Origin of the sequence: Echinicola salinicaeni (genome assembly GCF_014280965.1) — a bacterium.
GTDB classification, from domain to species: Bacteria; Bacteroidota; Bacteroidia; order Cytophagales; family Cyclobacteriaceae; genus Echinicola; species Echinicola salinicaeni.
On sequence record NZ_JACODZ010000001.1, the window covers coordinates 131,930 to 150,597 of the forward strand.

Sequence of the window (18,668 nt, forward strand, 5' to 3'; positions counted from 1 at the left end):
AATCAGGTCTTTTCCCTGATTGGATTGCAAAGGTAATACACGGTTTTTTGCAAAACAATAGACAGTTAAAATTATTTTCTTGAAAATTTCAGTCTCTCACCTTTTTTCTCTTCATGGAATGTGCCGTTTTCGTACGCCAAATGTCCGGAAACGATTGTATGTGAGACTTTTGATTTGAAAGTTTGTCCTTCAAACGGTGCCCAGCCACATTTAGAAAGAATATTATCTTTTTTAACTTCCCAAGGATCGTCGAGGTCTACCAATACTAAGTCAGCATAATATCCAGGTCTGATATAGCCTCTTTTCTCTATTTCAAACAAAATGGATACGTTGTGGCTTGTCTTCTGTACAATTTGCTCCAAGGTGATTTTTCCTTGGTGGTACATTTCCAATAGGGCAACAAGGTTATGCTGGACCAATGGGCCGCCTGAAGGAGCTTTGGTATAGACATTGTCTTTTTCTTCCAAAGTATGAGGGGCATGATCGGTGGCGATGACATCAATATGGTCATCCAATACTCCTTTTAAAATCTCATCACGGTCCTCAGCGGTTTTTACTGCTGGATTCCATTTGATTAGTGTTCCTTTTTCATCATAATCAGCATCAGAGAACCAAAGGTGATGTACACATGCCTCCGCAGTGATCCTTTTTTCCTTTAAAGGAATAGTATTATCGAACAGCGTAACCTCTTTTGCAGTACTGATATGAAGGATGTGAAGTTTGGTGCCATGTTTTCTGGCCAAGTCGACTACACGCTTGGATGCATCATAGCAAGCTTCTGCAGATCGGATTTTCGGATGGTATTTGACAGGGATATCTTCTCCAAACTCTTCAAGGTACTTGTCCATATTGGCCTTGATCATATCATCGTTCTCACTGTGAGTGGCGATGAGCATTTTGCACTGCTCAAAGATGTTTTCAAGGGTTTCTTGGTTGTCTACAAGCATGTTACCCGTAGAAGAGCCTTGGAAGACTTTTATTCCGCAAATGTTTTCTGGGTCAGCTTTTAGTATTTCATCCAAATTATCATTGGTGGCCCCTAAGTAAAAAGAGTAATTGGCCAATGATTTTTCTGAGGCGATTTTATATTTTTCTTCCAGTAGCTCTAGGGTAGTGGATTGAGGTACCGTGTTGGGCATTTCCATGAAGGAAGTGATGCCGCCAGCAACTGCAGCTTTGGCTTCTGTGTAGATTTCAGCTTTATGAGTAAGCCCAGGTTCCCTGAAATGAACTTGGTCGTCAATCAATCCAGGAAGTAAGTATTTTCCTTCAGCATCTATAGTGATGTCTGCTTCAAATTCCTTAAGGTTTCCCCCTACAGAATAAATCAATCCGTCCTTGATGAATACATCTCCTCGAATAATCTTACCTTCATTTACTATATTTGCATCTGTAATTAATATACTCTTCGTCATTACGGTTTTGATTGGAGTGAATCGGGAGTTTGCATCCCTAAATATAATTTGAAGCTAAAATTAATAAATCATGTCTGATAGCCCGCAGTCTTTTGAGAATTTTAAAATAAATAAGCAGCTTTTGGAGGCTGTAAAGGAGGCGGGGTATACCAAGCCAACACCCATTCAGGAAAAAGCTATCCCCCTAGCTTTGGCTGGACAGGATATTTTGGGTATTGCCCAGACTGGAACTGGAAAAACAGCAGCCTATGTTTTGCCTATTTTGATGAAAGTAAAATATGCCCAAGGTATGCATCCTAGGGCTTTGATTTTAGCCCCTACCCGTGAATTGGTCATGCAGATAGAGCAGGCCATCATTGAGTTGGGTAAATATACTGACTTGAGGTATGTGTGTCTGTATGGTGGAGTTGGGCCAACTACTCAGATCGAAAAGATAGAGGAAGGTGTGGATATCGTGGTGGCTACTCCAGGTAGGTTTATGGATATCTATAGTAAAGGAAAAATCTTTGTGAGGGAGATCAGGACCATGGTCATGGATGAGGCAGATAAAATGATGGACATGGGGTTCATGCCTCAGATTCGAGCGATTTTGGAGGTGATTCCTGTGAAGCGGCAAAACCTACTTTTCTCCGCTACTTTTTCTGACCGGGTGGAAAAGATTTCCGAAGAGTTTCTTGAGTTTCCTGAAAGAATTGAAATTGCCCTTCAGGCTACAACTGCTGATACGGTGGCTCAGACCAAATATTTGGTACCTAACCTAAAAACCAAGATCAATCTTTTGGACCATTTGTTACAAAATGAGGAAATCAAAAGGGTGATTGTGTTTACCAAGTCCAGGAAAAATGCAGAGGCAGTTTATCAGTATTTGGAGAGGAGAAAGCATGGTGAAATTAGGGTGATTCATGCCAATAAAGGTCAGAACACCAGGATCAATTCAGTGGAGGACTTTAAGTCTGGTGATGTAAGGATTTTGGTGGCTACAGATGTCGCTTCTAGAGGTTTGGATATTAGTTTGGTGAGTCATGTGGTGAATTTTGACGTTCCGCTGATTTATGAGGACTACGTGCACAGGGTTGGTCGTACAGGAAGGGCTGAGCAGGAAGGGGAGGCCTTTACCTTTGTCAATCCTGCAGAAGAATATCACTTTGATAAGATAGAAGAAATCATCAGAATGGAAGTGCCAGAGTCTGAAATTCCAGCTGAGGTAAAAATAACCGAAACACCATTTGCGGAAAAGCAGGCATATGCGAGGGAGATTGACAGCCAAATGAAAAAGGAAAATCCTGATTTTAAAGGGGCCTTCCATGAGAAAAAGCCGAGAGGAAATAAAAATCCGCACTATAATCCTGAAAAGAAAAAAGTTCGAGGTAATAAAAACAGTAAGGCAAAAAAGAACAGGAACCAGATGAAAAAGAAAAGCAAGGGCAAGAAATAGTGTTGATTAAAGCTCCTCAAAATTTTTAATTCCTAGGATATAATTAAGAGGATTTAAAATCCTCTTTTTTTATGATTCAGGATTGCAAATCCTGAATAGCTCTTAGACTTAGAATCACGATACAACAAAAAAGCCGCAAGATTCTAAATCCAGCGGCTTTTGCATTTTGACTTTAGGCATTTAGCCTTCAGCTTTAATTTATCTTTCTCCTCGGTCATTGCTGCCATCCACGGGAGTTCTGTTTTCCCTATTGGCCAAATCCCAAGCAGTGTAGTAAATCAATTTTGCTCTTTTTTCCATTAGCTCAAATTCAATCTTTTCTACGATGTCAGAAGGCTGGTGGTAGTCATCGTGTACACCATTGAAGAAGAAAGCTACTGGAATATTATGCTTGGCGAAGTTGTAGTGGTCAGAACGGTAGTAGAACCTGTTTGGATCATCTGGAGCGTCATATTTATAATCCAAGATCAAGTTGGTATGCGTGATATTATTGTATTCAAGGATTTTTTTCAGATGTGAGGATAGCATTTCCGACCCGATCACATAGACATAATCTTGGTTTTCGGCATCTTGGTATTCGTAACCAATCCTACCTACCATATCGATGTTCAAATTGTTGACTGTGTTTTCCAATGGGAAAACAGGATTGTCTGTATAGTATTCAGAACCCAATAATCCTTTTTCTTCACCAGTAACGTTCAAGAAAAGTACAGATCTCCTTGGCTTGTGGCCTTCCTTTGCTGCCGTAGCAAAAGCCTGTGCAATTTCCATTACAGAAACTGTACCTGATCCGTCATCGTCAGCACCGTTATTGATTTCACCTTTACTGTTGATACCAACGTGGTCGTAATGGGAGGAAATGACTAAGATTTCATCTTTCTTATCGGTTCCTTCCAAGAAAGCCATTACGTTTTCAGTGTCTACGATTTCTTTGGCTTTTTCTACCTTGTACCTGGCTTTTTGACTTGCTATTGATTCTGGATTGCTTTTGGCAGCTTCTTTCAGCTCTTCAATGGTTTTGCCGAACAAGCTGGCCATTTTTTCAGAACTGACCATAAATACAGGTTTTTGATCAGTTGGCTTGTCAAAGCCCATTCTTCCACTGTTGCTAAGGCTCTTGTATCTATTGGCGATTCGGTCAAAATTGGCTTGTCCTTCCATGGTTACCACGACTACTCCAGCAGCACCGGCATCCATGATTTTATTGATTTGATCTCCGGCTCGCTGTCCGATGGACCAAAGTCCGACCAGTTTGTCTTGGACATCCACTTTGGCCAAATTTTCATCGCTGGCAAGGCCTAGGTATACCAAGTCGGTTTTGGTCCTCTTTTTCATGTCCCCATCACCGATAAAAACAAAGTCCTCGTTATTTATCAGGTTTTGTTTACCGACCCTTAATTCGACATTTTTCCATTTGACAGTTACTAAATTGAATTTTTGATAGTAACTGCCGTCTACCGGTCCTTCAAGTCCATTTTCTTGGTAAAATTTTGAAAGAAATTCCGCTGCAAGTTTTTGACCTTTTTTACCAGTCTCACGTCCTTCTAATTCATCAGATGCCAAATAAGTCAAATACTCCTTCAAATCGGAGTCCTTGATAGTGGAGGCATATTTTTCCACTATTGATGTTTGTTGAGCACTGACCTGCAGGGAAAGCAAAAGTCCCAAGGCACTGGCCACGAAATAGTTCCTCTTCATTCTCTATATTTGAGTTATTACTGAAATTTGCCCCCTAAACTAGGCAATATTTTGTAAAAGTGTAAGACCATTTATCAATATAAGATGATATTGGGGAGAAAACTTGAAAAAGAAAATCATTATCAATCAATAATTTATACCTTTGCAGATCAGTATAAAATAAGGAATATTACCCGAATATAATACGCGAATCTGGATTATGAAAATTGATTTGAACCCCTCTGTAAAGTTTGAAAATCGCCATAATGGTCCTTCTTCTCAGGAGGTTACCGAAATGCTTGGTAAAATTGGCGTTTCGTCTGTTGATGAGCTGATTGACCAAACAATCCCCAAAGCGATTCAGCTGGAAAAACCCTTGAATTTACCAACAGCCAAATCTGAAGCAGCCTTTTTGAAGGACTTCAGGAAGCTGGCCTCTAAAAATAAGATATACAAATCTTTTATTGGTTTGGGATACTATGATACCATAGTCCCTGGAGTAATTTTAAGGAACGTCTTGGAAAATCCAGGATGGTATACGGCTTATACACCCTATCAGGCTGAAATCGCACAGGGTCGTTTGGAGGCTTTGGTGAACTTCCAGACCATGGTAATGGATCTTACTGGTATGGAACTGGCCAACGCTTCTCTTTTGGATGAAGGTACTGCTGCAGCTGAGGCAATGAATATGCTTTTTGCTACTAGACCTAGAGAAAAGAAAAAAGCTGCCAAATTCTTTGTGGACGAAAAGGTGTTTCTTCAAACAAGGGAAATCCTAAAAACAAGGGCTCTTCCTGTAGGAGTAGAATTGGTTCAGGGTCCACTTAGTGAACTTGATCTTACTGATCCGGAACTTTATGGTGTGATGCTTCAATACCCTAATGCAGATGGAGAGGTAATCAATTATAATTCTTTGGTGCAAACGGCCATTGAAAATAAAGTTTCCACAGCTTTTGTGGCTGATTTACTTTCGTTAACCCTTTTGACACCTCCAGGTGAAATGGGGGCTGATGTGGTCGTAGGAACTACCCAGCGTTTTGGTGTGCCAATGGGATTTGGTGGACCGCATGCTGCTTATTATGCCACTAAAGAAGCTTATAAAAGACAAGTTCCAGGAAGGATCATTGGGATCTCATTGGATAGAGATGGCAATAAGGCGTATAGAATGGCCCTTCAAACAAGGGAACAACATATTAAAAGGGAAAGAGCTACTTCAAATATCTGTACAGCCCAAGTATTATTGGCAGTAATGGCAGGTATGTATGGGGTATATCATGGACCAAAAGGCTTGAAAGATATTGCCGCTAAGATCCATGGCTTGGCTAAGCTTACTGCTAAGGGATTGGAAAAACTTGGATTCGCACAAGAAAACAAGGATTATTTCGATACCCTTAAAATTAAAGTGGATGATGTTCAGCAGTCAAAAATTACTGCTTTTGCATTGTCTCATGAGATGAATTTCCGTTATGAACCTGGTTATGTCTTCTTAGCTTTTGATGAGGCAAAAACCATTGAAGATGTGGAAAGTATCATAGAAGTGTTTGCAAGGACAACACATATGAGTGCTGACGAGGTTGATTTAGCTCCTTTGGCGGAGGATTTGACTTTTGAAGTGGCTGAAGGTCTGGCTAGGACTTCTGATTATATGGATCATATGATTTTCAATGCTTTCCATTCTGAGCATGAAATGTTGAGATATATTAAGCGATTGGAAAACAGGGACCTTTCTTTGGTTCATTCTATGATCTCTCTTGGATCATGTACCATGAAGCTTAATGCCACAGCGGAGATGATTCCTGTGACTTGGCCAGAGTTTGGTCAGTTGCACCCTTATGCACCTCAAGATCAGGCAGCAGGTTATTATGAATTATTCCAAGACCTTAGAAATTGGTTGACAGAGATTACTGGTTTCGCGGAAACTTCCTTGCAGCCAAACTCAGGAGCCCAAGGTGAATTTGCTGGATTGATGGTGATCAGGGCTTATCATGAAAGCAGAGGTGAAAGCCATAGAAATATTGCTTTGATTCCTTCTTCTGCACACGGTACCAATCCAGCTTCGGCGGTAATGGCCGGTATGAAAGTGGTTATTGTGAAGTGCGATGAGTTAGGAAATATCGATATTGAAGATCTTAAGGCGAAAGCCGAAAAACATAAAGATAATTTATCTTCTTTCTTGGTGACCTATCCTTCTACGCATGGGGTATTTGAAGAAGCTATCCGTGAAATGTGTCAGATTATCCATGATAATGGAGGGCAGGTTTATATGGATGGAGCGAATATGAATGCACAGGTTGGATTGACCAGTCCAGGAAATATTGGAGCGGATGTTTGTCATCTTAACTTACACAAAACTTTCTGCATTCCTCACGGTGGAGGTGGACCAGGTATGGGACCGATTTGTGTTGCTAAACACTTAGAGCCATTTTTGCCAAGTAATCCAATCGTTAAGACTGGTGGACAGCAGGCCATCACGGCAATTTCTGCAGCTCCGTTTGGTAGTGCTAGTATTCTTCCTATTTCCTATGCTTATATTGCTATGATGGGAAGAAATGGTTTGAAGCATGCTACACAGACTGCTATTCTAAACGCTAATTATATCAAAGCCAGGTTAAGTGAGTATTTCCCAATTTTATATACAGGATCTCAAGGTCGTGCAGCGCATGAGATGATTGTTGATTTCAGGGAATTTAAAGCTGTTGATGTAGAGGTGGAAGATATAGCCAAGCGTTTAATCGATTATGGTTTCCATTCACCAACTGTGTCTTTCCCAGTGGCTGGAACAATGATGATTGAACCAACTGAGTCTGAAACTAAAGCTGAATTGGATAGGTTCTGTGATGCTTTGATCAGTATCCGTGAAGAGATCAGGGCTATAGAAGAGGGTAAAATGGATAAAGAAAATAATCTTTTGAAAAATGCTCCTCATACAGCCAATATGGTGATGAGTGAAACTTGGGACTTCCCTTATTCAAGAGAGCAAGCAATTTATCCATTGGAATATGTGAGAAACAGTAAGTTTTGGCCAACAGTCAGAAGGATTGATTCTGCATATGGTGACAGAAACTTGGTTTGTAGCTGTATTCCTACTGAGGAATATGAGCAAGAAGAGGTGGTATCTTAATCTCTTAGATATTTATAAAAAAAAAAGCTCCGGTGAGAACTGGAGCTTTTTTAATTACTTGATTTTTTTGGCCACTGATTCAGCCATGATTTGATTGCCTTTTTTGTTTGGGTGGATCCCGTCAGGGAAAAGATCACCATGTTTTTTGAGCGGCTTATATAAGTTGATCTTCTTTACTCTGGTTGTTTTGATAATTTCCTTGAGCATGGGCTCCATCTCTTTCATTCCTATGGCATTAATACCAAAATTGTCTTTAAAGACAGGGACAGGCATACATACATAAATCTCACCATCCTCATCCATACTAGACTGGAAAGTATTGATCATGGCTATATAATCAGCCACAAACTCTTCCTTATATTTCCAGTTTTGTGGTTTTGAATCATTGGTGCCCAGTTTGATGATTATAATGTCGGCATTGAAGTCTTGCACCTCTTGGAACTGCGGTTCGTTCCAGTAAGGGTAGTCACCCTTTTTCAGTAAGGTCCTGCCGCTTACTCCAAAGTTTTTTACCAGATATTCATCCCCCAATATTTCTTGCATTAAAAGAGGCCAGCTGTCGGGATGTTCCCTTCCAGGGCCTTGGGTGATACTGTTTCCTACACAGGCTACTTTTACTTGGTGTTGCGCTTGTAAAAGAAAACTAAAACATAAAACACATAGGATTGTAAAAAGAAATTTCTTCATTATTAAGGGTTATTTTTAAATACTGTAAATTTGAAAGTGTTAAATATAATATATCATTCCGATTAATCACTTGGGGTTGTATCTTTACTATTGTGTCAGCACTTAGATTAAAGAAATATTACAGTTATTTTCAGTGGTTATCCTTGGATGTGGTAATAGGGGCTTGTGCTGGACTTTTCTTTTTCCAACACATGTTGGATTTGGACTTTACACTCGTGGTCTATGTTTTGATGGGCCTGGCAGTTTGGGGGATATATACTTTTGACCACTTAATGGATGCTAAGAATATTGAAGGTAGGGCCAGTTCTGCAAGGCACCTTTTTCATCAGGTTCATTATAATAAGTTGATTATTTGGTTGATACTGGTGGTCGTTATGGGGCTTTATCTGGCTTTTAACTTTATCAAATTCTCGAGGTTAATATCCTTTGGCTTGCTTTTGGGGAGCATGATCATAGGCAATATTATGGTAATCAAGTTCTTTGGCAAGAAAATGGCTTTCTTAAAAGAACTTTCTACTGCGGCTTTTTATACGGCGGGAATAACCTTAGCTCCTTTGATCCGGTTTGTGAATGGTGGCTTGCCCAATTCTTTTTGGTTTTTTGCTTTTGGCTATTTCTTATTGGCTTGGTTTAATCTCATTTTATTGGCCTATATGGATAAACATAGTGATCAAAGAGATCAAATGGGTTCCATAGTCAATACTTTTGGAGTGAAGGCCACTTATAAGCTTTTGAAGGTGATTGTTTGGATTGGCCTGATCTATAATTTGAGTTTATTTTTCTTCTTGAGTTCCCACTTTTATATCTATATAATTATTCTTTTGATCATGTTTCTGATTCACGCATTGGCTTTTTTCCAGTCTCAAAAAGGAAAGGAATTTGTAAGAAGACAAATTGATGCAGCTTATATGCTTCCGTTGATATTATTGTTCATTGGTTGAATGTGTATATTCATGCCGGCGACTCTAATTGATTTACAGCTTGGTCAACAGTTAAGGGTATGGGTAATTACGAGGTAAAGCGTAGGGAGAATGTGATGGTCTTGTATATTTGTTGAATGGAGAAGAATCTGTATGATAGGGTGGTGTTTTTTTATGATGGCCTAGCATCTTTGGTGCTTGGAAAAGGTTATTTAGAGAGTAAACGAGCATTTTTGGATCATATATCAAAGGGAGACAATGTGCTTTATATTGGGGGTGGAACAGGTACAAACCTGCCGGAAATATTAACCCAAGTAGGGGAGGATGGGAAAGTTTTTTTTGTGGAAGCTTCCCAGAAAATGGTCAATGAGGCAGCTAAGGATATTCCGGACAAACTAACAAGAAGGGTAGTTTTTTTGAAGGAAGATGACTTTAAGAAAATACCGAAGCATCAATTTCAAATAGTTATCACTCAGTACTTATTGGATTTGTTGCCCGAAAGTGATCTCAAGATCTTATTTGATGAAGTTTCCAAACGGTGCAACAGGAAAACTAAATGGATCTTCACGGATTTTTTGGACCATCCCAATAGAAAGGTTTTACAATATATTATGATTGGGTTTTTCAGGTTGGTCACTAAGAACCCAAGAAAGGATTTGCCCAATTATTCCAAGTATTTCAAAAAATATGGCTGGGAGATAAAAAATAAAATCTCCTTTAAGAATGATTGGATTCAGGCTTGGCTTTGTGGAAAAACAAATTAACTAGTTTTAACGTTCAAAATTTTTAGTTAATTGGATGAAAAATTAACTTGTTGATATAATTAAGTTTGACTAATTTTTATGCCATGAAAAAGTTTTCATTATTTGTTTTTACTGCAACGTTATTGTTTTCTTCAGACTTGTTTGCCCAGGATACTAGCAAATTAGAAAGTGATTTGCCTACAGTTTTCGATTTTGAACCATTAGAATTAGATAGCCTTGATCTTTCTATGGATGCCCTAGATCTAAACATACCCATTGTTTCCAAAAATCTTTCTGGAAAGAACAGGGTGGAGTTAATAGATCCAAATATGCGTATTCTGAATCTTTCTAAATCATTTAAGGGAAGCATCCGAGAAATTGAGATTCCAGAAGATTATTACTCACGAATGCCGATAGTCAAGCTGAGAGAAAGTAATGAGAAAGAAACTATTTTGTTGCCAAAGAAATAATGTTGGTAATGATATCATCGAAAAATGAACCACTGTAAGGGCCGAACCAATTCATATCACGGGCTTCATGATAGTGTTTTTCATAATATTTGTCAGGAATGATATAGCCCATATATCCTCCATTAAAGGAGGTGATAATTAGGTTTAGGCCTTTTGCTGCGGCCATTTTTTCCCATTTCTCATAAAATACCCCTGAGATTTCACCACTACTGGAGATCATGATCGTATTTCCTATTTGTAGAACATCGAAATGACTATTGGTATCTCCAAAAAGGTTGTTGAACACCCATGGCCTAAGCCTGATGTTATCGGAAATCCGGTAAGTAGCTTCAGGCAATGAAGGTATAAGTGTAGTTAATTTAATGTTTTTGGATACAATGGTATCCATATTCATGGAAGGTGTTTCCATGAGGCTATCTAGCTGATGGGCGTAGGTTTTGATGTCTTTGGGCGTGTTTCCCGGTGGTAATGGACTGTGACTTCCCACAGTGCCGGCGGCGAAAAGGGCAAAGTCATAATCATCCATCATGTCTTCAGTGAGATAATAAGGATAATCACCTGAGAGGCCCATAAATTTACTGCTCAGACAGGTGGCATGGGCGGTATAAGTAAAGAACGTTCCTTTTTTTCCATTACTTTTTGTGAATACCAGTTGTCGGATATAAGGGTCTACAGGATCTTCTTTGATAAATCTATTGGCAACAAATTCTCGGGCAATGTGCTTTTGAAAGGTAATACTCACACTGTCTTGGTTGGATAGGGATTGCTTTATTCCCTCGATGGATTTTTGCGTGAACAAATCAACGATTTTCTGATCATAGCCTCCAAATGCGATTTTGCCCATCAAGCCAGGGATATACCCCCCCATTCCACTATGGGTATGTGTAGCTGTGAAATAAACTTGGTCTATGGGAAGGTTTGAAGCCTTGATCGCCTCATTGATATTCTTTGCCAAGAAGGGGTGAACGATCAGTAATTCATAATTGAGGTAAGCAATATTTTGATGTCCGTTGCCCAAAACCAAAGTCTTGACATAGCTGCTATCTTGGACAAACTCATACTTACCACGTGGTTTATAGCCTACAAGACTAGCTGGTTCTTTAGGTGTGACATTTATCTTTGCCCATCCGGCTAGCCAGGATTGTCCAGTAGAACTTTTAAAATCAAGATTCTCAATAGCATTTAAGGTTTCTTGATAGTACTCCTGTTCCTTGGGAGAACTTCTGTCTACCCTTGTAAGGAGTATGCCAGCTAGAAAAAGTAAAAGGCCTGTTATCCAGGCCAGTATTTTTAATGTTTTTTGCAACATATAAGTCTTGACTATGATCAATACTCAAAGGTACCATGTTCACTTTTGATAGTGACTTTTTTGCCTTTATGAGGCTCCACACGTCCAATGATTTGTGCATCTACACCGTGGAACTCAGCAATGTCAATGATCTCTTCCGCATATTTTTCTTCCAAATAAACCTCCATTCTGTGGCCCATATTGAAGACTTTGTACATTTCTTTCCAGTCTGTGCCACTCTCTTCCTGGATGATTTTGAACAAAGGAGGGGTTTCAAAAAGGTTATCCTTGACCACATGCACATTGTCCACAAAGTGAAGCACCTTTGTTTGTGCACCACCGCTGCAATGAACCAAACCATGGATTTGCGGACGTAAATATTTCAATGCCTCTACCATGATAGGGGCATAAGTTCTTGTTGGAGAAAGCACCAACTGACCAACATTTACAGAAGTGCCCGGTGCTGGGTCGGTAAGGTTGTATTTACCCGTATATAATAAGTCTTCTGGAACTGATGGGTCAAAGCTTTCTGGATATTTTGTTTTCAATACCTTGTTGAAAACGTCATGTCTGGCAGAAGTAAGGCCATTACTTCCCATGCCGCCGTTATAGGCCGTTTCATATTTGGCTTGGCCATGAGAGGCAATACCAACTATCACATCACCAGCTTTGATATTGTCATTGGAGATAACTTCATCTCTACGCATTCTTGCAGTAACAGTGCTGTCTACAATTACAGTTCTTACAAGATCTCCGACATCAGCTGTTTCACCTCCAGTAAGTACAGCATTGACACCATTGTCACGGAGCATTTGAAGGACCTCTTCTGTACCATTGATGATGGCGGAGATTACTTCACCAGGGATCAGGTTTTTATTTCTGCCAATAGTGGAGGATACCAATATATTATTGATGGCGCCTACACACAACAGGTCGTCAATATTCATAATGATGGCGTCCTGGGCGATACCCTTCCATACGCTCAAGTCTCCGGTTTCTTTCCAGTATAAATAAGCAAGTGAGGATTTGGTTCCTGCACCATCCGCATGCATGACATTACAGTAATTAGGATCATTGCCTAAAGTGTCTTCCACAATTTTGCAAAATGCCTTTGGGTAAAGTCCTTTGTCAAGTTTGGAAATGGCCTGGTGCACATCCTCCTTTGAGGCTGATACGCCTCTTTGCATATATCTTTCGTCCATCAGAATAATGACTTGGTTAATATTGCCGTAAAGTTAAGGATTTTAAGAAGGATTGAGAAAATATATGTTTGAATGTTGCAAAGCAGTGCCCATTTAAACAAAATAAAATTGGGAAATAAAAAATCCCAGGTGTTTTGCCTGGGATATTTTATTAGTTTTCTTCAATTTCTGTGACCTTGAATTCAGTTCTTCGGTTGATTTGGTGCTCTTCTTCAGTCTGTGCATTTTCAATGATCAACCTATCTTCACCATAGCCTTTGGCTACCAATCTGTCTTTGTCAATTCCTTGGGAAACAATATAGTTGACCGCAGATTCAGCTCTTCTTTGGGAAAGGTCTCTATTGTATTCGTCACTAGCTCTTGCATCGGTGTGAGAACTTAGCTCAATTTTGATTTCAGGATTGTCCTGAAGGATTTTTACCAATTTGTCCAATTCTAAAGCTGCATCAGGTCGGATGTCTGCCTTGTCCAAATCATAATAAATATTTTCTAAGACAATGGCTTTTTCAAGTTCCAGTTTTTCCAATACAATGGTGGTGTCCAATACGATATTGGTGACGTCTTGGATCAAGTCTTCTTGCGCTGGCGTTTTTCCAACAGTTGAATAACTGATGCTTTTGGTGAAATAACCGTTTTTGGAGGCTATCATCGTGAAGTCAGCGTTGGGCTCCAATTGAAAACGGAGTTTTCCATCATCGTTGGAGAAGTCCCCTCCAATGGATTTTTTTTCCCCATCATAAAGGGCTACTCTTGTCCTTGGAAGCGTGACAGGATCTTTATCAGGAATATTTTGGAGGGTTTTAACATTTAAGAATACATTGACCACCTTGGGTTTTGGCGTTTTATCCTCAAAATAATAGATATCATCATCACCAATTCCGCCTTCTCTGTTGGAAGTGAGGAATCCTTCTTTAGGAAAGTTAGTGAAAAAGATTCCAAAGTCATCTCCTACGGAGTTAATATTCTTTCCTAGGTTCTTTATGGTCCTATTGCCGTCAATGGTTTCAGCAACAAAGAGGTCCAGTTTTCCAAATCCTGGATGACCATCAGAGGCGAAGAAGAATTTTTCCCCCATAGGCCTGGGGAACATTTCATTTCCCGCAGTATTGATTTCTGGTCCCAAATTTTGAGCATTGCCAAAGTCACCATTGGCCAACTTGGTGGCTTTATAAAGGTCTGTTCCTCCATAGCCTCCGGGTCTATTGGAAGCAAAGTATAAAACTTCTCCATCGGGGCTAAATGCCGGTGTTGAATTCCAGTAGGTTTCTTCCTCATTTACCGGCATCCAAATAGGGTCTGTGAAGCTCGCTCCCCTGAAATAGGAAACGAAAAGGTTTACCTCAGGAAGGTCATTTTTATTAGTGCTATTTCCTCTGGCATAAATGATGGTATTGCCATCAGGGCTGATAGTAATGGCTCCTTGGTTGAGTCCTTCTTCATTTCTGAATTCAGGTAGAGCCTGTACATTCTGGACATCTACCTTGATGCCATCCGCACGGGTCCTGTAGAGTTTAGTATAACCTTGCCCAGTTGCTGGATAGGCTCCACTAGCTCCTCTAGAACTTGTGAAGTAGAGGAAGTTTTCACTTACTACTGGAGCATAGTCAATCCCCGATGTGTTCAGCAGTTCATAGTTTTGAAGCTCGTGATATGGCCAATAGTCCGTTATGCTTTCTATTTGGGCAATATTTTGGGATCCTCTATCCGCTAGGGCAAGCAATGAGTCACTGCTGGTGTGTTCTTTGGCTTCTTTGTAGGCTGCAGCTGCTGCTTCGTAGTCCCCTTGGTCATGGAGACTTTTTGCCTTTTTCATATAGTTTTCAAAGGAGCCTTCCTCTTCTAGAAGTTTGTCATAATAGGGAAGGGCATCCTCAATACGATTGGAAAGCCTGAAGCTTTCTGCTACATAATAGTTGGCATCTGCATCTTCTGGATTGTCCGCCAAAATTTTAGAAAAAGTGCCAATGGCCATTTGATATTCCCCAGCTGCAAACTGGCTTTTGCCTTTTTGAGGTAGACTGGTACAGGCTCCCAAAACAAGGCTGATTAAAAAGAAACACAGAAAACAATTTTTCATCATAAAGTCAAGCTTTCATAAAGTGTATATCCCCTAATATATAACTTTTAAAATAAATTAGTTGTTAAAATATCTGTTTAACCAACTTTCACTGGCAGGAATCAACCATTTGTTCTGTAGGTCTTCTTTTTTCTGGATGATTGGGTTGAAGACTTTGGAATTACTGGTCAATATACCTGATAGGATATAGCTTTTGATATCCCCCAAGCTACTAATGGTTATGTCATCTTGATATACGAAAGAAACCTTCCCTTGGTCGAGCAGGTTGACCTTGAGCACTTGGTCCAGTTCTCTTAAGGTTTTTACTGAACTGTCAATGGAGCATCCACTGGCGCCGAGTTTTGATTCGTCCACAGATAGAATGATAAACTGATCGTACTTGATGTCAAAAGAGGTGGGCATCAAATTGCCATGTGTGTTCCATTGATTGCAGAATGCCGTTAATCTGGATTCTATAAGTTGGATTTCCTCTGGGGTAAATTTTCTGTTGGCTTGGTAAACCCATACCCTTGCTGTGTCGGGCATTTCTTCAAATGGCAAATACATATTACTAAATTCTTCTTTGAAATATAAACCTAATCAATTGGGTATAAAAAACCCTTCTTACCTAAAACGGCAAAAAGGGGCAGAATGATTCTTTGATCATCAAGTTTTTGGTCAATACGATCCTATTTTATCTTTTCTTCCAATAAAATAATAAAGCAATGAACCAATGAAGGGAAGTAGGATAATGACAATAACCCAAAGGAGCTTGGTGTTTTCTTCTGGAAATCTTGATTTCAAGACATCGACCAAAGCCCAAACCATGAAGGCAAGTGGAAGGAGACTGAATAGGATGAATAATAATTTGAACATTTTGGATAGTGTTTGAGCGGCTAGATTTTATTATTTCGGCCAATGATCAGGTATAAAATTGACCCGATAAAAGGAACAAGAATGATGACGATAATCCATATTATTTTTGTGTCACTTGAGGTAAATCGAGCTTGGATGGCATCAACCAATGCCCAAATGAACAAAACGAGTGGTACGATGGTGAATAAAAAACCAAAAATTCCTAAAGAAAAGAAAGTGTCCATATTTTAAGTTTTGTGCGTCAACGGTTATGTATCTTCGTTTTATGGTTAAATATGAAAGTACACCAATAAAGGGAAAAGAATAATAAAAAGTTAATATAATACAGGGACTTAAGAAAGTCCCTGATCTTTTGCGATTAACTCGGCCAAGTCGAATACCTTAACCTCATTTTCTTTTTCTTTGTTTTTGACACCATCGGACATCATGGTTAGGCAGAAAGGGCATCCTACCGCAATCGCAGATGCACCAGTTTTTAGAGCTTCTTCTGTTCTCTCGATATTAATGTCTTTTTTGCCTTCTTCAGGCTCCTTGAACATTTGAGCTCCACCGGCACCACAGCAAAGACCCTTGGTGCGGCATCGCTTCATTTCCACCAATTCAATATCTAGGGCCTTGATTACTTCCCTAGGGGCTTCGTAGACATTATTCGCCCTGCCGAGGTAGCAGGAATCATGGAAAGTGATTTTCTTTCCTTTAAAATCACCGCCACCTTTCAAGACTATTTTTCCCTCATTGATCAGGCTTTGCAAAAACTGGCTGTGATGGATCACTTCATATTCTCCACCAAGGGCAGGATATTCGTTTTTGATGGTGTTAAAGCAGTGTGGACAAGCAGTGACCACTTTTTTGACATTGTACCCATTCATCACTTGGATATTGGCTACAGCCTGCATTTGGAAAAGGAATTCATTTCCCGCTCTTCTGGCAGGATCTCCAGTACAGGTTTCTTCAGGTCCAAGCACGGCAAAACTCACCCCTACTTTGTTTAGGATTTTTACAAATGCTTGGGTGACGGCTTTGTATCTATCATCAAAAGACCCAGCACAACCTACCCAAAAAAGGATTTCAGGGGATTCACCAGAGGCGGCCAACTCGGCCATGGTGGGAACTTTATAATTTGACATATTTCTGTGTTTTAAAATTCAATTGATAAATAGTGGGAACTAGGTCTTCCCTTATTTCATTTCTTCGTCCTTTACACTCTCTGCCCAGTTAAACCGGTCAGATGGAGCAAATTTCCATGGCGAAAAACTGGTCTCCATATTCTGGAACATCGCATTCCACTGAGCCGGAGAACCACTCTCTTCCATGGCCACATAGCGACGCATCTGTAGAATGATGGATAGTGGGTCGATGTTTACCGGACAGGCTTCCACGCAAGCATTGCAGCTGGTGCAGGCATTTATCTCGTCTTTGCTAATATAGTCACCCAAAAGTGATTTTCCATCTTCAAGTCCTTTCCCGCCGTCATCAATGCTTTTTCCTACTTCTTCGGCACGGTCCCTGACATCCATCATGATTTTTCTTGGTGAAAGTTTTTTACCAGTGATATTGGCAGGGCATTCTGATGTACATCTTCCACACTCCGTACAGGAATAGGCATTCATAATATTGATCCAGCTAAGGTCATTGATGTCTTTGGCGCCAAATCGGGCGATCTCAGCAGGGGGTTCGTTGCCTCCTTCAGTTGGGATACCCAACATCATGTTGACCTCATTGGTGACCTCTGGCATATTGGAGATTTCCCCTTTAGGCTTAAGGTTAGAATACCAAGTATTAGGAAAAGCAAGGAAAATATGCAAGTGTTTAGAGTAGGTGACATAAATGGCAAAGCCTAATATTCCGATGATATGAAACCACCAGGCAAAACGCTCTACAAATATTAGATTCCCTTCACTCATGTTTACAAACAATGGTTTGATCAAACCGCTGAAGAAGAGCGGTCCTAAAGCTGTATAGTGCTCTGTTCCCTTTTCTGCGAGTAGCTGGTCTGTGGCATTCATGGTCAGTATAGCTACCATCAAGATGATCTCAATGACCAAGATCAGGTTGGCGTCTAAAGCTGGCCAGCCCTTAAGTTCTGTCATGGTCAGTCGAGGGACCTTAGTGACATTTCTTCTGATAAGGAATGCCAGGCAAGAAGCCATTACACCTACTGCCAGCAGTTCGAAGAAATTCATGGCAAAGGTATAAGCTCCTCCAAGCAGTGGAGCAAAAATCCGGTGTTGACCAAAAATTCCATCAATGATAAATTCAGCCACTTCCAAATTGATGATAATAAAACCTACATAAACTAATAGGTGGAGAAATGCAGGAAGTACTCTTTTGAACATTTTCTGTTGGCCAAATGCCACCAGTGCCATGGTCTTCCATCTTTCTGAAGATTGATCGTTTCTGGTTTCTGCCTTACCCAGGAAGATGTTCCTTTTCAGGAAGGAAATCCTTTTGTAAAGAACGTATCCTGCAGCTGCAAAAACCAAAATAAAAATTACCTGAGGTAAGATGTTCATATTGAATTGGTTAATGATTTTTGTTTAAAATTCTTTAATTTTTTTTGTCTCTAGGGTTTGCATGGAAAATATGTTTGATTACCTTTGCATCACTTTACAACGGTGATGTAGCTCAGTTGGTAGAGCATCGGACTGAAAATCCGTGAGTCGGTGGTTCGAGCCCACTCATCACCACAAGCCTTGAAGCGATTCAAGGCTTTTTTTATGCCCTTTTTCCAATGTCTTGTTTTTGATATAGTTAGGTAGAAATTCATGTTTTTTTACT

The 18,668-nt window shown here is 40.0% G+C and carries 17 protein-coding genes and 1 tRNA gene; 7 read left to right on the plus strand and 11 right to left on the minus strand.

Features of this window, described 5'->3' with window-relative positions; all coding sequences use genetic code 11:
* Positions 1 to 71 precede the first annotated feature (71 nt).
* Positions 72 to 1,415 carry a dihydroorotase gene (locus tag H7U17_RS00495; protein ID WP_186753670.1) on the minus strand — a complete coding sequence of 448 codons (1,344 nt, stop codon included), beginning with the start codon at positions 1,413 to 1,415 and terminating at the stop codon, positions 72 to 74.
* A gap of 70 nt (positions 1,416 to 1,485) precedes the next feature.
* Here H7U17_RS00495 and H7U17_RS00500 point away from each other — a divergent pair, with 70 nt between their 5' ends.
* On the plus strand, positions 1,486 to 2,850 hold the full coding sequence (locus tag H7U17_RS00500) for a DEAD/DEAH box helicase (protein WP_186753672.1): 1,365 nt from the start codon (positions 1,486 to 1,488) through the stop codon (positions 2,848 to 2,850).
* Between the two features lie 198 nt (positions 2,851 to 3,048).
* Here H7U17_RS00500 and H7U17_RS00505 read toward each other — a convergent pair whose 3' ends face one another.
* A complete protein-coding gene (locus H7U17_RS00505; protein WP_186753674.1) occupies positions 3,049 to 4,548 on the minus strand; it encodes a M28 family peptidase in 1,500 nt (499 codons plus the stop codon).
* Positions 4,549 to 4,747: 199 nt separating this feature from the next.
* Between H7U17_RS00505 and gcvP the strand changes: the two genes are divergently transcribed.
* Positions 4,748 to 7,648, plus strand: coding sequence for an aminomethyl-transferring glycine dehydrogenase (gene gcvP / locus H7U17_RS00510; RefSeq protein ID WP_186753677.1), 2,901 nt, complete (start codon positions 4,748 to 4,750; stop codon positions 7,646 to 7,648).
* Positions 7,649 to 7,702: 54 nt separating this feature from the next.
* Here gcvP and H7U17_RS00515 read toward each other — a convergent pair whose 3' ends face one another.
* Complete coding sequence (locus tag H7U17_RS00515; protein ID WP_186753678.1) at positions 7,703 to 8,335, minus strand: GDSL-type esterase/lipase family protein; 633 nt, start codon at positions 8,333 to 8,335, stop codon at positions 7,703 to 7,705.
* Between the two features lie 92 nt (positions 8,336 to 8,427).
* Between H7U17_RS00515 and H7U17_RS00520 the strand changes: the two genes are divergently transcribed.
* The 3 genes from H7U17_RS00520 to H7U17_RS00530 all read left to right on the plus strand — a co-directional run bounded on the left by H7U17_RS00520 (position 8,428) and on the right by H7U17_RS00530 (position 10,468).
* The gene (locus H7U17_RS00520) at positions 8,428 to 9,276 is read left to right on the plus strand and encodes a UbiA family prenyltransferase (protein ID WP_317172659.1); all 849 of its coding nucleotides are present in this window, start codon (positions 8,428 to 8,430) and stop codon (positions 9,274 to 9,276) included.
* Between the two features lie 116 nt (positions 9,277 to 9,392).
* On the plus strand, positions 9,393 to 10,019 hold the full coding sequence (locus H7U17_RS00525) for a class I SAM-dependent methyltransferase (protein WP_186753680.1): 627 nt from the start codon (positions 9,393 to 9,395) through the stop codon (positions 10,017 to 10,019).
* Positions 10,020 to 10,102: 83 nt separating this feature from the next.
* Positions 10,103 to 10,468: a hypothetical protein gene (locus tag H7U17_RS00530; RefSeq protein ID WP_186753682.1), complete on the plus strand. Its 366-nt coding sequence runs from the start codon at positions 10,103 to 10,105 to the stop codon at positions 10,466 to 10,468.
* Here H7U17_RS00530 and H7U17_RS00535 read toward each other — a convergent pair.
* The 6 genes from H7U17_RS00535 to H7U17_RS20790 form a co-directional block, all read right to left on the minus strand.
* Positions 10,446 to 11,777: a neutral/alkaline non-lysosomal ceramidase N-terminal domain-containing protein gene (locus H7U17_RS00535; RefSeq protein WP_186753689.1), complete on the minus strand. Its 1,332-nt coding sequence runs from the start codon at positions 11,775 to 11,777 to the stop codon at positions 10,446 to 10,448. The genes H7U17_RS00530 and H7U17_RS00535 overlap by 23 nt on opposite strands.
* A 17-nt stretch (positions 11,778 to 11,794) precedes the next feature.
* Positions 11,795 to 12,958 (minus strand): AIR synthase related protein, encoded by a 1,164-nt coding sequence (locus H7U17_RS00540; RefSeq protein WP_186753691.1) that lies wholly within the window; start codon positions 12,956 to 12,958, stop codon positions 11,795 to 11,797.
* Between the two features lie 151 nt (positions 12,959 to 13,109).
* Complete coding sequence (locus H7U17_RS00545; RefSeq protein WP_186753693.1) at positions 13,110 to 15,038, minus strand: OmpA family protein; 1,929 nt, start codon at positions 15,036 to 15,038, stop codon at positions 13,110 to 13,112.
* 54 nt (positions 15,039 to 15,092) lie between these two features.
* The gene (locus H7U17_RS00550) at positions 15,093 to 15,581 is read right to left on the minus strand and encodes a hypothetical protein (RefSeq protein WP_186753694.1); all 489 of its coding nucleotides are present in this window, start codon (positions 15,579 to 15,581) and stop codon (positions 15,093 to 15,095) included.
* Between the two features lie 111 nt (positions 15,582 to 15,692).
* Complete coding sequence (locus tag H7U17_RS00555) at positions 15,693 to 15,890, minus strand: PLDc N-terminal domain-containing protein (RefSeq protein ID WP_186753696.1); 198 nt, start codon at positions 15,888 to 15,890, stop codon at positions 15,693 to 15,695.
* Positions 15,891 to 15,910: 20 nt separating this feature from the next.
* Positions 15,911 to 16,027: a PLDc N-terminal domain-containing protein gene (locus H7U17_RS20790; protein ID WP_394353711.1), complete on the minus strand. Its 117-nt coding sequence runs from the start codon at positions 16,025 to 16,027 to the stop codon at positions 15,911 to 15,913.
* On the opposite strand from H7U17_RS20790, the gene H7U17_RS20590 reads away from it, so the two are divergent.
* Positions 15,972 to 16,121 (plus strand): hypothetical protein, encoded by a 150-nt coding sequence (locus H7U17_RS20590; RefSeq protein ID WP_230981216.1) that lies wholly within the window; start codon positions 15,972 to 15,974, stop codon positions 16,119 to 16,121. The two genes, H7U17_RS20790 and H7U17_RS20590, sit on opposite strands and share 56 nt — an antisense overlap.
* Before the next feature lie 101 nt (positions 16,122 to 16,222).
* Here H7U17_RS20590 and H7U17_RS00565 read toward each other — a convergent pair whose 3' ends face one another.
* Both H7U17_RS00565 and H7U17_RS00570 read right to left on the minus strand, forming a co-directional pair.
* Positions 16,223 to 17,017 carry a (Fe-S)-binding protein gene (locus H7U17_RS00565; RefSeq protein WP_186753700.1) on the minus strand — a complete coding sequence of 265 codons (795 nt, stop codon included), beginning with the start codon at positions 17,015 to 17,017 and terminating at the stop codon, positions 16,223 to 16,225.
* Positions 17,018 to 17,068: 51 nt separating this feature from the next.
* On the minus strand, positions 17,069 to 18,403 hold the full coding sequence (locus H7U17_RS00570) for a 4Fe-4S dicluster domain-containing protein (RefSeq protein WP_186753702.1): 1,335 nt from the start codon (positions 18,401 to 18,403) through the stop codon (positions 17,069 to 17,071).
* Positions 18,404 to 18,504: 101 nt separating this feature from the next.
* Between H7U17_RS00570 and H7U17_RS00575 the strand changes: the two genes are divergently transcribed.
* Positions 18,505 to 18,577: transfer RNA gene (locus H7U17_RS00575), tRNA-Phe, on the plus strand.
* The last annotated feature ends 91 nt before the right edge of the window (positions 18,578 to 18,668 follow it).

What these genes read in the sequence shown, in the direction of transcription:
- H7U17_RS00495 (WP_186753670.1), bottom strand. Translation starts at nt 1,415, where the DNA reads ATGACGAAGAGTATATTAATTACAGATGCAAATATAGTAAATGAAGGT.
- H7U17_RS00500 (WP_186753672.1), top strand. Translation starts at nt 1,486, where the DNA reads ATGTCTGATAGCCCGCAGTCTTTTGAGAATTTTAAAATAAATAAGCAG.
- H7U17_RS00505 (WP_186753674.1), bottom strand. Translation starts at nt 4,548, where the DNA reads ATGAAGAGGAACTATTTCGTGGCCAGTGCCTTGGGACTTTTGCTTTCC.
- gcvP (WP_186753677.1), top strand. Translation starts at nt 4,748, where the DNA reads ATGAAAATTGATTTGAACCCCTCTGTAAAGTTTGAAAATCGCCATAAT.
- H7U17_RS00515 (WP_186753678.1), bottom strand. Translation starts at nt 8,335, where the DNA reads ATGAAGAAATTTCTTTTTACAATCCTATGTGTTTTATGTTTTAGTTTT.
- H7U17_RS00525 (WP_186753680.1), top strand. Translation starts at nt 9,393, where the DNA reads ATGGAGAAGAATCTGTATGATAGGGTGGTGTTTTTTTATGATGGCCTA.
- H7U17_RS00530 (WP_186753682.1), top strand. Translation starts at nt 10,103, where the DNA reads ATGAAAAAGTTTTCATTATTTGTTTTTACTGCAACGTTATTGTTTTCT.
- H7U17_RS00535 (WP_186753689.1), bottom strand. Translation starts at nt 11,777, where the DNA reads ATGTTGCAAAAAACATTAAAAATACTGGCCTGGATAACAGGCCTTTTA.
- H7U17_RS00540 (WP_186753691.1), bottom strand. Translation starts at nt 12,958, where the DNA reads ATGGACGAAAGATATATGCAAAGAGGCGTATCAGCCTCAAAGGAGGAT.
- H7U17_RS00545 (WP_186753693.1), bottom strand. Translation starts at nt 15,038, where the DNA reads ATGATGAAAAATTGTTTTCTGTGTTTCTTTTTAATCAGCCTTGTTTTG.
- H7U17_RS00550 (WP_186753694.1), bottom strand. Translation starts at nt 15,581, where the DNA reads ATGTATTTGCCATTTGAAGAAATGCCCGACACAGCAAGGGTATGGGTT.
- H7U17_RS00555 (WP_186753696.1), bottom strand. Translation starts at nt 15,890, where the DNA reads ATGTTCAAATTATTATTCATCCTATTCAGTCTCCTTCCACTTGCCTTC.
- H7U17_RS20590 (WP_230981216.1), top strand. Translation starts at nt 15,972, where the DNA reads ATGATGACGATAATCCATATTATTTTTGTGTCACTTGAGGTAAATCGA.
- H7U17_RS00565 (WP_186753700.1), bottom strand. Translation starts at nt 17,017, where the DNA reads ATGTCAAATTATAAAGTTCCCACCATGGCCGAGTTGGCCGCCTCTGGT.
- H7U17_RS00570 (WP_186753702.1), bottom strand. Translation starts at nt 18,403, where the DNA reads ATGAACATCTTACCTCAGGTAATTTTTATTTTGGTTTTTGCAGCTGCA.